This window comes from Aeromonas sp. R1-2 (assembly GCF_040908505.1).
GTDB lineage: Bacteria > Pseudomonadota > Gammaproteobacteria > Enterobacterales > Aeromonadaceae > Aeromonas > Aeromonas veronii.
Genome location: NZ_JBFODU010000018.1, coordinates 19,269 through 32,803, shown reverse-complemented (window position 1 = coordinate 32,803; position 13,535 = coordinate 19,269). Strand labels below are relative to the sequence as shown.

Sequence of the window (13,535 nt, the reverse complement as noted above, 5' to 3'; positions counted from 1 at the left end):
TCCATTAATGTTTGGTAGATAATATCACACGAATAGTATGTGCAGGAGCCAATCATGGGAACCGTCGCCAGCCTGGATATTGATGCGCAGAAGGGCTTTACCCCCCTCTGCCCGAACGAACTGCCCGTTGCGGGCGGTGATGATATTGTGGCTGCGCTCAACGCTCAGGCCACCCTCGCCACGCTGCGGATCGGCAGCAAGGACTCTCACCCCGCCAATGCCGACTGGGCCGTCTCTGACCCTGCCGGTATGCTGTTGCCGCTGGATCTGCCCAACGCCGACCTCACCTGGCCGGTGCACTGCGTACCGGGCAGCAAGGGCTTCGAGCTGCTCGACGGCCTGCCCGCTCCCATCGACTATGACTTCTTCGTCTGGAAGGGGGTCGAGCCTGATCTGCATCCCTACGGCACCTGCTTCCACGACCTGGCTGAACGGCGCAGCACCGGACTCATCGAATTTCTGCAAGCCCGCAAGGTCGATACCGTACTGGTCGGCGGCCTTGCCACCGACTACTGTGTCAAAACCAGCGTGCTGCAACTGCGCCGCGCCGGTTTCCGGGTAATCGTCCATCTCGATGCCTGCCGTGGCATCGCCCCCGAGACGGTTGCCAGCGCCCACACCCAGATGATCGAGGCTGGCGCCGAACTGGCCCAGACCCTGATCGATGTACAACGCCTGCTGGACGCCTGATATGCCACCGATTCTTACCAGCCTGCTCGACACCGATGCCTGCACGTTACATATGCGGCAGGGGAGCACCATCGTGCTCACCAGTCTGCGAGGAGCCTGATATGCCTCCAATCCTCACCAGCCTGCTCGACACCGACGCCTACAAGCTGCATATGCAGCAGGCGGTGTTCCATCGCTATCCGGATGCCGAGGTGGTGGCCGAGTTTCACAGCCGCAATGAAGAGGATCTGCTGCCCATGATGGGGCAGATCGAAGAGCAACTGCGCCTCGCCGGCTCCCTGCGACTGACCAGGCCAGAGCTCGATTTTCTGGCCGAGCGTCCCTTCTTCACTCCTGACTACCTCGACCACCTGCGCCGCAAGCCGCTCGACGCCTCGCTGCTTAAAGTGTTCGAGCAGGATGGCCGCATCAATGTGCGGGTCGAGGGCCCCTGGCAGGATGTGATCCTGTGGGAGATCCCGGTGCTCGCCATCATCAGCGAGATGCGCAACCGCTTCCGCTATCCCCAGTTCGGCGTCCGCCACGCGCTGGAGCGGCTCGATCAGAAGATCGACAAGCTGGAACGGGAGCTGAGCAGCGACGAGATGAGCGAGTTCAACCTCATCGACTTCGGCACCCGCCGCCGCTTCTCCCATGCGGTACAGGATGCGGTAGTGGGTCGCCTCAAGGAGCGGCTGCCGGCGTTTCGCGGCACCAGCAACTACATGCTGGCCCAGAAGTACAAGCTGCCCGCGGTCGGCACTCAGGCCCATGAGTGGTTCCAGGCGCACCAGCAGCTCGGCTTCCCGCTGGAGCACAGCCAACGCGCCGCCCTCACCAGCTGGCTGGACGAGTTCACCGACCATCTCGGCATCGCCCTGACCGACTGCATCACCATGGATGCCTTCCTGCGCGACTTCGACTTCGAGCTGGCCAGCAGCTATCAGGGCTTGCGTCACGACTCCGGCGATCCCGTGGTGTGGGGCGAGAAGGCGATCAGCCACTATCAGCGCCTCGGCATCGACCCCACCGAAAAGACCCTGGTCTTCTCCGACGGGCTCAACCTCGACAAGGCGGTGCAGCTGTTCCGCCACTTCCGTGGCCGCATCAATACCAGCTTCGGCATCGGCACCAAGCTCACCTGCGATCTGCCCGGTGTCAGCCCTATGAACATCGTCTTCAAGCTGATCGAGTGCAATGGCGGCCCGGTTGCCAAGATCTCCGACAGCCCGGGCAAGACCCTCTGTCGGGATGCGGAGTTTATCCGCAACCTCAAACAGGCGTTCCACGTCGGGGTCTGATCTTCCCGAACACCAGAAAACAAAAAGCCCGCCGGTTCGCACCGGCGGGCTTTTTTATCGACTCAAGGGGTATCAGTCTTTCTTGGCCAGCAGGAACTGCACCAGCTTGTTGAACTGCTCTTGAGAGGTGATGGATTCAATCTTCACCATGTACTTGCCGTTCACCAGGAAGGCCGGTACACCGCGAATGTTGTAGCTCTCGGTGTTGCGATCGAACTGGGAGACCATGCCGGAGACGGCGAAGCTGTCGACGGCACCATCGAACTCTTCAGCCGGTACGCCGTTGTCCACGAAGATCTTCTTCACATCGTCACGGCTCATCGGCGGCTGACGCTGGGTGTGGATCTTGGTGAAGATGGCCGGAGTCAGCTTGGCTTCGGCATTGAGCAGGCTGGCAACAGCGTAGGCACGCTGCATCTCGGGGCCCATCTCGCGACCGAGGAAAGCAACCGGGTTCTTCTTGAGGGGCACACCCTCTGGCAACCCGGCCTTCAACTGTTCAACGATCGGTTCGAAGGTAGCGCAGTGCGGGCAGTAGTAGGAGAAAAACTCCATCACTTCCGGCTGAGCACTGCCAGTCTGTTTGACCACATCGTAGTTGACGCCTTCCTTGAACTCGGGGGCGGCGTGAACCATGGGGATCATCAGCATGGCAGCAAGGAAAAATAGAACTTTTTTCATGATGTTTCCTGTTAAGGGATCACTGTGAGGCACGCCCGGCGAACCGAAGCAGTGCCAAGCCTATTGTTTCGCCATGCTGACGTCAATGGTCAGGGCCGGAGATCGAGTCCCCCTTGCCGCGCAAGATCCCTTCTATTTCACCAGTTTGGCATCAGGCTCAACGGTGGCGCCTTGAGTGCCTCCAGCTGATCGTGCAGTGTCGCTATCTGTTGACGCCAGTAGTGATCGGTATTGAACCAGGGGAAGTGACGGGGGAAGGCGGGATCTTCCCAGCGCCGTGCCAGCCACGCCATGTAGTGAACGATGCGCATCGCCCGCAGCGGCTCGATCAGCGCCAACTCCCGAGAGTCGAACTCCATAAACTCCTCGTAGCCCGCCAGCAGGGTGTCGAGCTGGATCTGCTGCTCGTGGCGCTCGCCGCTCAGCAGCATCCAGAGATCCTGAATCGCGGGGCCGGTGCGGCAATCATCGAGGTCGACAAACATGGGGCCATCGCGCCACAGGATGTTGCCCGGGTGGCAATCGCCATGCAGGGAGATCTGCGCCACATCCAGGGTCATGGCATCGCTGACATGTTTAATCAGCTCGTCCAGCACCCCGAAGAATTGCTTCGCCAGCCCGCTTGGCAGCCACTCGCCAGACGCCAGCAGCTGACGCGGTTCGTGCAGCATGCTCTCCACATCGAGCCGCACCCGATGATGAAACGGCTTGCTGGCGCCGATCTGATGAATGCGACCGAGGAAACGCCCCACCCACTCAAGCTGGTCGAGATTATCCACCTCGAACTGGCGGCCACCGACGCTCTGCCAGATGGCAAAGGGGTAGCCCTCGTGCTCCAGCAGGGTCTCGCCCTCGAAGGCGAGCGGTGCGGCGACCGGGATCTCCGCCTCTGCAAGGCGGGTGGCAAACTCGTGCTCCTCGAGGATCTGGGCCCGGCTCCAGCGGCCGGGACGGTAGAACTTCACCACATAGCGGCGACGATCCTCATCCTGAAACTGGTAGACCCGGTTTTCGTAGCTGTTGAGCTCGATAAGGCCGGAGTCGAGCCGCAGGCCACTGAGATCGAGCGCATCCATGATGAGGTCGGGATTGAGATCGGAATAGTTGAAACGCATGTCATCCACCATAAGAAAGGGGCGCCGTTGCGCCCCATTCTATCACTACTGCCCGCCATTGCCGTGCATGGCGGTAGGCCAGACCGTTACAACCGGCTGATAAACTTGCTGCCCTGGCGCAGGTTGCCCTTGCTGTCATCGGGCGCCGCCCCCTCCCGTTTCAGCACGAACTGGATATCCAGCGCCGGCCGTTTCAGGTTGTAGGGATCGACCGCCAGACTGACCGGCAGGGTGTAGATCTCGCCCGCCTTCAGGGTCACTTCACGGGGGCCGAACCACTGATACTCGGGCAAGCCCTCCACATCCAGCTGGTAGGTCTGGGACTGCAGGGTCTTGTTGAGGATCTTGAGGGTGTAGGTGTTCTCGATAAGCCCCTCGCTATTTTCGCGGAACAACTGGTTGCGATCCCGCAGGATATCGAGCCCCATCGGCATGATGGACATGGCGTTGTAGACAAAGACCCCCAGCATCACTGCCATCACCAGCCCGTAACCAATCAGCTTGGGCCGCGCCACATGAGTGGAGTCGTTGGCCAGCTTGTGCTCGGTGGTGTAGCTGATGAGCCCTTTCGGGTAGCCCATCCGCTCCATGGTCTGGTCACAGGCATCGACGCAGGCGCCGCAGTTGATGCACTCGTACTGCAGGCCATCGCGGATGTCGATACCGGTCGGGCAAACCTGCACGCAGAGATCGCAGTCGATACAGTCGCCCAGCCCCATCGCCTTGGGATCCGCCTTGCGGGAGCGGGCGCCACGGGTCTCGCCACGCTTGGTGTCATAGCCGACGATGAAGGTGTCCTTGTCGAACATGGCGGACTGGAAACGGGCATAGGGGCACATGTGGATACACATGATGGCACGCATCCAGCCTGCATTGCCGTAGGTGATGATGGTGAAGAAGAGCACCCAGAACAGCACCCAACCGCTGGCCTGCAGGGTGAAGAGGTCCGGCACCAGTTCAGTTACATCCTGGAAGTAGGCGACGAAGGTCAGGCCGGTCACCAGTGAGATCGCCAGCCAGGCCAGATGCTTGGCCCCCTTGCGGGCCAGCTTCTCGCCGCTCCAGGGCGCCTCGTCCAGCTTGCGCCGCTTGTTGGCGGGCCCTTCCAGCTTCTCTTCAAACCAGATGAACATGAAGGTCCAGACCGTCTGCGGGCAGAGATAGCCACACCAGACCCGACCGAGGAAGGTGGTAATAAAGAAGAGTCCGAAGGCGGCGATCATGAAGAGCCAGGCGAGCAGGGTCAGATCCTGCGGCCAGATGGTGGCGCCAAAGATATGGAACTGCTGGTGACCGAGGTCGAACAGCACCGCCTGTCGCCCGTCGTAACGCAGCCAGGGCAGCAGCACGAACAGCGCCACAAAGAACCAGCCCATGGCCTTGCGCATCCGCTGCCAATACCCTTTCTGGGCCCGCACATAGATGCGGTTGCCCGGATTGAATCTGTCGTCGCTGGCTTTGAACGTATTGGGGTTGAAGGTCCCGGTTACGCCCTTGTCGGTGACGTCCTTGATATCGATTTTATCGTGGTCGGCCATTGCAAGACATCGCTCCCTTATTTGTTATGGAGCGGATTATATCTTAAACAGCATGCTAATTGTGTGGATTAGATGTATCTAATATTGGGGTTGGATCGCAATTTTCGGCAACAAAAAAGCGCATCACCACGAGGTGATGCGCTTCCGCTAAAGATTCACTTGATTCCGCGAGCCTTGAGCAGCGCCTCTTTGAAATCGGGCACATGATCCTTGGCCAGACCGGGGATCATCGCCTGCTTGTCGGATTCCCGCATCTTGAGGTGATAGATCAGCATGTCGTCGGTCAGCTCGGACAGAGGCCCTTCAAATCCCGCTTCTTGGGCCAGTTTGGCAACAAACTGCACCAGGCTGAGATCCTGTTCCTTGATCCAGGCAGGCTGCAACAACTCCAGCAGCTCTTCGATACGATGACATTGCATAGACAACCTCTTTAATCTGTCACGTTAAATTCAGGCAACCTTACCCATCAAGGCTACTTCGATTCGATCCCGCCCATTATGCTTGGCCTGATAGAGTGCTGCATCCGCTTTTTGGATCAAATCGGCGATTTTCATGCTGTTGTCCGGTATCAGTGTCGCAACACCAAAACTACATGTGACCCGACCGGAGACCAGTGACTTCTGGTGCGGGATGGCCAGCTCCTTGAGCGCCTGCCGCACATTGTCCGCCACCTGCAACGCCCCCTGCATGCCGGTGCAGGGCAGCAGCAAGGCGAACTCTTCGCCCCCGTAACGGGCCGCCAGATCGTCCTCGCGCCGCTCCACCTCGGCCAGCAGCCCCGCCACCTGTTGCAGGCAGTCATCCCCCAGCTGATGGCCGTAGAGATCGTTGAACTGCTTGAAGTAATCCACATCCACCAGCACCAGCGACAACGGCGCCCGGGCGCGATGGCAGCGCCGCCAGGCCCGCTCCAGAGAGTCGTCGAGATGGGCGCGGTTGGCGATGCCGGTCAGGCCGTCGAGGCGGGAGGTGAGACGCAAATGCTCGGAGACAGCCTTCAGTTCGGCCACCAGCTCGGCGTTGGAGAAACGGTGGTGGAGCGAGGCGATCTGATCCCGCCGCATCCGGCGCAACAGGGTCGGCAGAAAGACAAACAGATAGCCCGCCAGCATGCAGGAGACGATCCGCTCCTGCTCGTTGCCATTGCCCAGCTCGAACAGCATCGCCATGCCCAGCGGCAGGGCGGAACCATAGAGGGTACGGCGGCTGCCAAACAGCATGATGGCGCTGCCGGTAAGAATGAGGCTGGAGAGCATCATCATGGCGGCCCGATAGGTATCGGGCAACTTGTCCATGTAGAGCAGCACCCCGAGGGCCCAGATGATGGAGGTGATGGTGGCTCCGATAAAGAGCTCCCGCTCCAGCACCGGCAACGGCGTCTGGTGCAGGCGGGCTCGGCGCCAGCGCAGGTGCCAGCCCCGACCCAGCAGCCACAGGAAAGTGCCTGCCAGCCAACCGAGCGCTTCGATGGCGGGTAGATAGTCGTGAAACAGTAGACTCCAGCCAAATGCCAACACGCCCAAACAGGGGAGACTGAACGATGCATGGGTATAGAGCTGGGCCATAATGGCCTGCTTAACCTGGCGTGTCACACTCTGGGTCAACTGAGTACTCCTGTACAAGAGCCGAGCAGTCTACCATTACCCCCTGACCCGCAACAATAAAGCGCCGCTTATTAAGAAGTTAATCAATCAATAACGATTTCTTCTGCGCTGGCAGGTGAGTCCTTGCTCACCCCTTCTCCAATTCGTCGAGGATCGGGCACTCGGGATTTTCATCCCCGTGGCAGCAGCAGACCAGCCCCTCCAGGGAGGTAAGCATGGCCTGCAGCCCGGCGATGCGAGCGCGCAGATCGACGATCTTCTCCTGCGCCAGCTTCTTCACTTGGGCGCTGGTTCTGTGTTCGTCCCGATAGAGCGCCAGCAGCTCCTGACACTCCTCCAGATTGAAGCCGGTCTCCCGCGCCCGCTTGACGAAACGCAGCTCCCGCAGCGCCCCCTCGGTGTAACTGCGATAGCCGTTGTCACTGCGTACCGGGGCTGTGATGAGGCCAATGCTCTCGTAATAACGGATGGTCTTGGCGGTCAGCCCAGTGGCCTTGGCAACCTTGCTGATGTTCATTTATGCCTCCTTACTGATCGGGTTGGATGCTGGCCCGTGCGCCGCCCTGGGCTGCCAGCGTTTCAATAACAGGGAATTGCTCAAAACGGTGATGCTGCTCAGGGCCATGGCCGCCCCCGCCAGCTCGGGGCTCAGGTAGCCCAGCGCCGCCAGCGGAATGCCGATGATGTTGAACACGAAGGCCCAGAACAGATTCTGCTGTATGGTGCGCCAGGTCGCCGCCGAGATATCGATGGCATCGGCCACCAACCGCGGGTCAGATCGCATCAGGGTGATGGAGGCGGTCTCCATCGCCACATCGGAGCCGGAGCCCATGGCGATGCCCACGTCCGCCGCCGCCAGCGCCGGGGCATCGTTCACTCCATCCCCCACCATGGCCACCAGCCCGCGGGTTTGCGCCCGCAGCGCCTCCACTTTCTCCACCTTGCCCGCTGGCAGCACGGAGTCAAAGGCCCCGTCCAGCCCCAGCTTGGCGGCGATATGGGCCACCGGCGCCGGTGCATCGCCGCTCACCAGCCAGCTGGCGATGCCGCGCTGGCGCAGGGTGGCGATGGCTTCCGGACTCTCGGGGCGCAGGGTATCAGCCAGCGCCGCGATACCAGCCACCACGCCGTCGATGGCAACCCAAACCCGGGTAGCACCATCGGCGGCTTGTTCATCCTGTTGCGGCGTTTCAATATCGAGCTGGGCCAGCAGGGAGCCATTACCGATGGCGACTGTGTGACCCGCCACCTGACCGACAATACCGGCACCGACCCGAACCTCTACCTCATCGGGCTGAGGCAGTATCGCCTCCTTGCCGACTGCCTCGCGCATGGCCAGCGCCAGCGGGTGTTCGCTCGCCTGCTGCAGGGCGGCGGCGAGGCGCAGTTGCTCGTCATTGCCGCTCCAGCTCGCCAGCACGGGCTTGCCTTGGGTCAAAGTGCCTGTCTTGTCGAAGATAAGCGCCTTGATGGCGTGGGCCTTCTGCAGGGTATCCACATCCTTGATCAGGATGCCGTGACGGGCCGCCACCCCGGTGCCGGTGACGATGGCGGCAGGGGTCGCCAACCCCAGCGCGCAGGGACAGGCGATCACCAGCACCGCCACCGCTGCCAGCAGCGCCTGAGCAAAGTCGTTGCTGATGGCGTACCATACCAACAGGGTGAACAGGGCTATGGCCATCACCACCGGTACAAACACGGCAGAGACCTTGTCCACCAGCTGTTGTAGCGGGGCCTTGCCCATCTGGGCACTCTCCACCAGTGCGATGATCTTGCTGAGGCTGGAATCCTCCCCCACGGTAGTGGCTTCGATCTCCAGCACACCGGAGCGGTTGATGGCGCCGCCCAGCACCTTGTCGCCTTCACTGCGCGGCACCGGCAGGCTCTCGCCGGTGAGGATCGACTCGTCCAGTTCGCTGGCGCCGCTCACGATTTTGCCATCCACCGGCACCCGCTCACCCACCAGCACCCGCAGTCGATCGCCGCGCAGCACCTCATCGATGGCGACACTCTGCCAGCTCTCGCCACGCCTGACGGTGGCGGTTTCCGGCCGCAGCGCCATCAGTTCGCGAATGGCGGACTGAGTGCTGCGTCTGGCCCGAGCTTCCAGCAGTTTCCCCAGCGAAATCAGGGTAATAATGATGGCGCTAGCTTCGAAGTAGAGCTTGCCGCTGGCGGCCATCCCCAACGTCAGCAACAGATAGAGACTGTAGAAGTAGGCGGCGCTGGTACCGGTAGCCACCAGCACATCCATATTGGCTGCGCGGTTCTTGATGGCGAGCCAGGCGCCGCGATAGAAACGGGCCCCGATCCAGAACTGCACCGGTGTGGCGAGCAGCAGCTCGAGCGAGGCGGGCAGATGCCAGGGGAACAGTCCAGCCATGGCCAGCATCCCCACCAGCAGCGGCAAGGTGAGCAAAGCCGAGATGATGACCCGGGTCTGCGCCTGACGGGCTGTGGCGGCCTCCTGCGCTTCCCGCTCCAGCAACTGCTGGCGGCGGCCGCTGGCCGAACCCTGTGCCAGTTGGGCGCCAAAGCCAAGCGCCTCGATCTGCTCGCGCAAAGCGGCTGGCGTCTGCATCCCGGGGACCAGCACGATCCGGGCCTGTTCGATGGAGAAGTTGACCTCGGCCGAGATAACGCCGGGCAGCGCCGCCAGCATCTTGTTCAGGCGGGCCGAACAACCGGCACATGTCATGCCGGTAATTTGAAACAAAAGGGTCTCGCTGCCGTAGTCGTAACCCTGACTCTTGATACTGTCGAGCACCACAGGCAGGCGGTCGGGGCTGGCCAACTCGATGGCCGCCTGCTCCAGCGCGAAATTGACGGTGGCCGATACCCCGTCGAGTTTGTTGAGACTGGCCGCGATACGGCCTGCGCAGTTGGCGCAGCTCATGCCGCTGAGCGGCAACTGCAGATGAATAGGTGATTGAAGATGAGTGGTCATGTTGTTCCTCCCCGGAACCCGTCGGCACCACAAAACGCCGACTGGCAAACCCTAACCTTTACTGTAAGGGCAAGCTCAAGCCACATGATCCACTTTTTGCAGATGAAAAAACGGCGCCCGTTTGCTGCCAGAGAACAAACGGGCGCCGCATTCAGCTATTGCGCGGTGTGAGCTGAACTCAGATACCGTACTGAGCGCGGTAAGCCTTCATGGCCGCCAGTTGCGCTGCCAGCTCCGGCTGTTCGGCCTGCTTCTCTTCCAGATACTGGATCAAGTCGCTCATCTGGATGATGGCGATGATGTGGGCGCCGTAGTCACGCTCCACTTCCTGAATGGCGGAGAGTTCGCCCTTGCCCTTCTCCTGACGGTCCAGCGCGATCAGCACGCCCGCCAGCGAGGCGCCGTTGGCCTGGATCAGATCCATGGATTCGCGGATGGCTGTACCGGCGGTGATGACGTCGTCCACCAGCATGATGCGTCCCTTGAGCGGGCTGCCCACCAGATTGCCGCCCTCGCCGTGATCCTTGGCCTCCTTGCGGTTGAAGCACCAGGGCACATCCACATCGTGCTGCTCCACCAGCTGTACCGCGGTGGCGGAAGCGATGGGGATCCCCTTGTAGGCCGGGCCAAACAGCACATCGAACTCGATACCGGCATCCATCAGAGCGGCGGCATAGAAGCGGCCGAGACGGGCCAGATCGCGGCCGCTGTTGAACAGACCGGCGTTGAAGAAGTAGGGGCTTTTACGACCGGATTTCAGGGTAAATTCACCGAATTTGAGGACCTGTTTCTCCAGGGCGAACTCGATAAATTGACGCTGGTAGGCTTTCATTCTGGCTCCTTGCTTGGCTTGTCGTTGTCTTGTGTGGGGGTATAAAAAAACGCGGTCAATGCCGCGTTTTTAAAATCAGGAGAGCGACTGCTTCTGCAGCGCAATGATGTCGGCGATGCCGCCCTTGGCGAGCGCCAGCATCTCCAGCAGCTCTTCGTGGGTGAAGGGCTCGGCCTCCGCGGTGCCCTGCACCTCGATGATGCGACCATCTTCGGTCATCACCACGTTCATGTCGGTCTCGGCGGCGGAGTCTTCGATGTATTCCAGATCGCAGATGGCTTCGCCCTGATACATGCCGACGGATACGGCGGCGATCATCTGCTTGAGCGGGCTCTGCTTGATCATGCCCTTCTCGACCATCCAGTTCAGCGCATCCACCAGCGCCACGCAGGCACCGGTAATGGAAGCAGTGCGGGTGCCGCCATCGGCTTGCAGCACGTCACAGTCAACTGTGATGGAGTGCTCGCCCAGCACAGTCAGGTCTACCGCCGCGCGCAGGGAGCGGGCGATCAAACGGGAGATCTCCAGAGTGCGGCCACTCTGCTTGCCGGAGGCCGCTTCGCGGTTCATCCGGGAGTGGGTGGAGCGCGGCAGCATGCCGTACTCGGCGGTGACCCAGCCCTGATTCTTCCCTTTCAGGAAGCGCGGCACGCTGGTGTCAACGCTGGCGGTGCAGAGCACGCGAGTGTTACCGAACTCCACCAGCACTGAGCCTTCTGCATGTTTGGTGAAATTGCGGGTAATGGTAACCGGGCGAAGTTGCGCGGCACTGCGATCGCTTGGACGTGACATGGAACGGACCTCTGGGCTGGCTCAAATTGGCGGGGGATTATAAGTGATCCCGCCCCAAATATCAGCCGCTAAAACCACGGCATCGGCTGACGAGCAGGGCCGGGCTGAGTATACTGGCCGCACACTTCATCAAGCCCGGAACAATCAATGATTCACAGCATGACCGCCTACGCCCGCAAGGAATTCAAGGGCGACTGGGGCACAGCCGTTTGGGAAATTCGTTCGGTCAACCAGCGCTATCTGGAAACCTACATTCGCCTGCCGGAGCAACTGCGCAGCCTGGAGCCGGTTCTGCGTGAGCGTTTCCGCGCCAAACTGCAGCGCGGCAAGGTGGAGTGCAACCTGCGCTTCGAGGCCGCTCAGGCCGCAGCCAGCCAACTCCATATCAATGAAGAGCTGGCCAAGCTGATTATCGACAGCGCCAGCTGGGTAATGAAAGAGGCGGGCCAGGGCCAGCTCAACCCGGTCGATGTACTGCGCTGGCCGGGCGTCATGGCTGCCGCCGAGCAGGACATGGATGCGGTCGCCACCGAGCTGCTCGGCGGTTTTGACCAGACTATGGAAGATTTCCTCGCCTCCCGCGCCAGCGAAGGGGCCAACCTCAAGGCGCTGATCGAACAGCGTCTGGCCGGTATTCAGGTGGAAGTGAAGAAGGTGCGCGTCCACCTGCCGCAGATCATCGAGTGGCAGCGCCAGAAGCTCACCGACCGGCTGGCCGAAGCCAAGGTGGAGCTGGACCCGGCTCGCATCGAGCAGGAGATCGTGATGCTGGCCCAGAAGATCGACGTGGCCGAAGAGCTGGATCGTCTGGAGATGCACATCAGCGAGACCAACAAGATCATGAAGAAAGGTGGCGCCTGTGGCCGTCGTCTCGACTTTATGATGCAGGAGTTCAACCGCGAGTCGAACACCTTGGGCTCCAAGTCCATCAATGCCGAAGTGACCCAGTCCGCCGTCGAGCTGAAAGTCCTTATCGAGCAGATGCGCGAGCAAATTCAGAACATCGAGTGATGCATCGCTGACTATCCGGTTGTTACCTGCAAAAGAGCCCTTGATTCCTCAAGGGCTCTTTTATTTTCAGGCCATGAGATTTCCACCAGTGAGCCAACGAGCGAGAGAAGCCCTAGCCTATAGGCATCACCAGTGCCGGTTGGTGAGGGTCGCTCAGCCGCTCGGCCAGATAGTCCACCAGCAGCCGCACCTTGGGGGAGAGGTGGCGGTTATGGGGATAGAGGGCCCAGATCCCCTCCGCCGGCGCTCGCAGTTCCGGCAGCAGCTCGATCAGCTCCCCCCGGGCCAGATGGTCGCTCACGTAGTAGTCCGGCAGCTGGATGATGCCGATCCCCTTGAGCGCCGCATCCAGCAGGGCGTGGCCGCTGTTGCACTGCAACAGGCCGTGCACCCGCACGCTGTGGGGGCGGCCATCCAGGGTGAAGTGCCACTCGTCGCTGTTGCCCACCAGACAGGTATGGCGGATCAGCTCGGAGAGGCTGTTGGGCATGCCGTGGCGGGCAGTGTAAGCCGGTGAGGCACAGACATAGGGCACCCGCTGCGCCAGCTTGCGCGCCACCAGCGTCGAATCCTTGAGATGACCTAGCCGCAGCGCCAGATCGTAACCTTCGTGCACCAGATCCAGCAGCTGGTTGGTGAGGTTGAGAGTGACCTCCAGCTGGGGGAAACGCACCATGAAGTCGTTTACCAGCGGGGCGATGCGGCTCTCGCCGTAGGAGACGGGCGCCGTGATGCGCAGCGACCCTTGCGGCACCGCCTGATGGCGCCCCACCGCCAGCTCCGCCTCGTAGAGGTTGTCCAGCAGCTGGCGGCAGTGGCGATAGTAGATCTCGCCAAGCTCGGTGAGCCGCACCTGACGGGTGGTACGCAGCAGCAGCTTGGCCTGCAGCCGATCTTCCAGCTGTGCCACCTGACGGCTGACCTGCGCCACCGACACTCCCAGCTTGCGTGCCGCCGGGGTAAAGCCCCCCTGCTCCGCCACGCTGACAAATTCACAGATCCCTTCCCAGCCGAACATTATTACCTGTGTGTAAAAGTGATTTGA

The 13,535-nt window shown here is 61.2% G+C and carries 13 protein-coding genes; 3 read left to right on the top strand and 10 right to left on the bottom strand.

Annotation, left to right across the window (positions count from 1 at the left end; translation table 11 throughout):
• Positions 1-54 precede the first annotated feature (54 nt).
• Together AB5Y76_RS06840 and pncB are read left to right on the top strand one after the other, a co-directional pair.
• Positions 55-690, top strand: a complete 636-nt coding sequence (locus tag AB5Y76_RS06840) for a nicotinamidase (protein WP_042055347.1) — start codon at positions 55-57, stop codon at positions 688-690.
• A gap of 101 nt (positions 691-791) precedes the next feature.
• Positions 792-1,970, top strand: coding sequence for a nicotinate phosphoribosyltransferase (gene pncB, locus AB5Y76_RS06835; protein ID WP_263717862.1), 1,179 nt, complete (start codon positions 792-794; stop codon positions 1,968-1,970).
• 72 nt (positions 1,971-2,042) lie between these two features.
• Here pncB and AB5Y76_RS06830 read toward each other — a convergent pair whose 3' ends face one another.
• The 9 genes from AB5Y76_RS06830 to rph form a co-directional block, all read right to left on the bottom strand.
• Positions 2,043-2,651, bottom strand: coding sequence for a thiol:disulfide interchange protein DsbA/DsbL (locus tag AB5Y76_RS06830; RefSeq protein ID WP_005339604.1), 609 nt, complete (start codon positions 2,649-2,651; stop codon positions 2,043-2,045).
• 137 nt (positions 2,652-2,788) lie between these two features.
• Complete coding sequence (locus AB5Y76_RS06825) at positions 2,789-3,778, bottom strand: serine/threonine protein kinase (protein WP_069529748.1); 990 nt, start codon at positions 3,776-3,778, stop codon at positions 2,789-2,791.
• Positions 3,779-3,852: 74 nt separating this feature from the next.
• Positions 3,853-5,304: a cytochrome c oxidase accessory protein CcoG gene (gene ccoG, locus AB5Y76_RS06820; protein ID WP_005356121.1), complete on the bottom strand. Its 1,452-nt coding sequence runs from the start codon at positions 5,302-5,304 to the stop codon at positions 3,853-3,855.
• 155 nt (positions 5,305-5,459) lie between these two features.
• Positions 5,460-5,723, bottom strand: a complete 264-nt coding sequence (locus AB5Y76_RS06815) for a YihD family protein (protein ID WP_005339598.1) — start codon at positions 5,721-5,723, stop codon at positions 5,460-5,462.
• Positions 5,724-5,753: 30 nt separating this feature from the next.
• Entirely contained in the window at positions 5,754-6,908 is a 1,155-nt protein-coding gene (locus AB5Y76_RS06810) for a GGDEF domain-containing protein (RefSeq protein ID WP_005339596.1), read from the bottom strand.
• A 127-nt stretch (positions 6,909-7,035) separates the two neighbouring features.
• Positions 7,036-7,425 carry a Cu(I)-responsive transcriptional regulator gene (gene cueR / locus AB5Y76_RS06805; protein WP_005356117.1) on the bottom strand — a complete coding sequence of 130 codons (390 nt, stop codon included), beginning with the start codon at positions 7,423-7,425 and terminating at the stop codon, positions 7,036-7,038.
• Positions 7,426-9,855, bottom strand: coding sequence for a heavy metal translocating P-type ATPase (locus AB5Y76_RS06800; RefSeq protein ID WP_263717863.1), 2,430 nt, complete (start codon positions 9,853-9,855; stop codon positions 7,426-7,428).
• 178 nt (positions 9,856-10,033) lie between these two features.
• On the bottom strand, positions 10,034-10,687 hold the full coding sequence (pyrE, locus tag AB5Y76_RS06795) for an orotate phosphoribosyltransferase (RefSeq protein WP_010676102.1): 654 nt from the start codon (positions 10,685-10,687) through the stop codon (positions 10,034-10,036).
• Between the two features lie 75 nt (positions 10,688-10,762).
• Positions 10,763-11,479 carry a ribonuclease PH gene (gene rph, locus AB5Y76_RS06790; protein ID WP_263717864.1) on the bottom strand — a complete coding sequence of 239 codons (717 nt, stop codon included), beginning with the start codon at positions 11,477-11,479 and terminating at the stop codon, positions 10,763-10,765.
• A gap of 147 nt (positions 11,480-11,626) precedes the next feature.
• Between rph and AB5Y76_RS06785 the strand changes: the two genes are divergently transcribed.
• Positions 11,627-12,490: a YicC/YloC family endoribonuclease gene (locus tag AB5Y76_RS06785; protein ID WP_005357447.1), complete on the top strand. Its 864-nt coding sequence runs from the start codon at positions 11,627-11,629 to the stop codon at positions 12,488-12,490.
• 112 nt (positions 12,491-12,602) lie between these two features.
• On the opposite strand, the gene AB5Y76_RS06780 is transcribed toward AB5Y76_RS06785, so the two are convergent.
• On the bottom strand, positions 12,603-13,508 hold the full coding sequence (locus AB5Y76_RS06780) for a LysR substrate-binding domain-containing protein (protein ID WP_263717865.1): 906 nt from the start codon (positions 13,506-13,508) through the stop codon (positions 12,603-12,605).
• Between the last annotated feature and the right edge of the window lie 27 nt (positions 13,509-13,535).

What these genes read in the sequence shown, in the direction of transcription:
- ccoG (WP_005356121.1), bottom strand. Translation starts at nt 5,304, where the DNA reads ATGGCCGACCACGATAAAATCGATATCAAGGACGTCACCGACAAGGGC.
- AB5Y76_RS06840 (WP_042055347.1), top strand. Translation starts at nt 55, where the DNA reads ATGGGAACCGTCGCCAGCCTGGATATTGATGCGCAGAAGGGCTTTACC.
- AB5Y76_RS06785 (WP_005357447.1), top strand. Translation starts at nt 11,627, where the DNA reads ATGATTCACAGCATGACCGCCTACGCCCGCAAGGAATTCAAGGGCGAC.
- pncB (WP_263717862.1), top strand. Translation starts at nt 792, where the DNA reads ATGCCTCCAATCCTCACCAGCCTGCTCGACACCGACGCCTACAAGCTG.
- AB5Y76_RS06815 (WP_005339598.1), bottom strand. Translation starts at nt 5,723, where the DNA reads ATGCAATGTCATCGTATCGAAGAGCTGCTGGAGTTGTTGCAGCCTGCC.
- AB5Y76_RS06780 (WP_263717865.1), bottom strand. Translation starts at nt 13,508, where the DNA reads ATGTTCGGCTGGGAAGGGATCTGTGAATTTGTCAGCGTGGCGGAGCAG.
- AB5Y76_RS06825 (WP_069529748.1), bottom strand. Translation starts at nt 3,778, where the DNA reads ATGGTGGATGACATGCGTTTCAACTATTCCGATCTCAATCCCGACCTC.
- pyrE (WP_010676102.1), bottom strand. Translation starts at nt 10,687, where the DNA reads ATGAAAGCCTACCAGCGTCAATTTATCGAGTTCGCCCTGGAGAAACAG.
- rph (WP_263717864.1), bottom strand. Translation starts at nt 11,479, where the DNA reads ATGTCACGTCCAAGCGATCGCAGTGCCGCGCAACTTCGCCCGGTTACC.
- AB5Y76_RS06830 (WP_005339604.1), bottom strand. Translation starts at nt 2,651, where the DNA reads ATGAAAAAAGTTCTATTTTTCCTTGCTGCCATGCTGATGATCCCCATG.
- cueR (WP_005356117.1), bottom strand. Translation starts at nt 7,425, where the DNA reads ATGAACATCAGCAAGGTTGCCAAGGCCACTGGGCTGACCGCCAAGACC.
- AB5Y76_RS06800 (WP_263717863.1), bottom strand. Translation starts at nt 9,855, where the DNA reads ATGACCACTCATCTTCAATCACCTATTCATCTGCAGTTGCCGCTCAGC.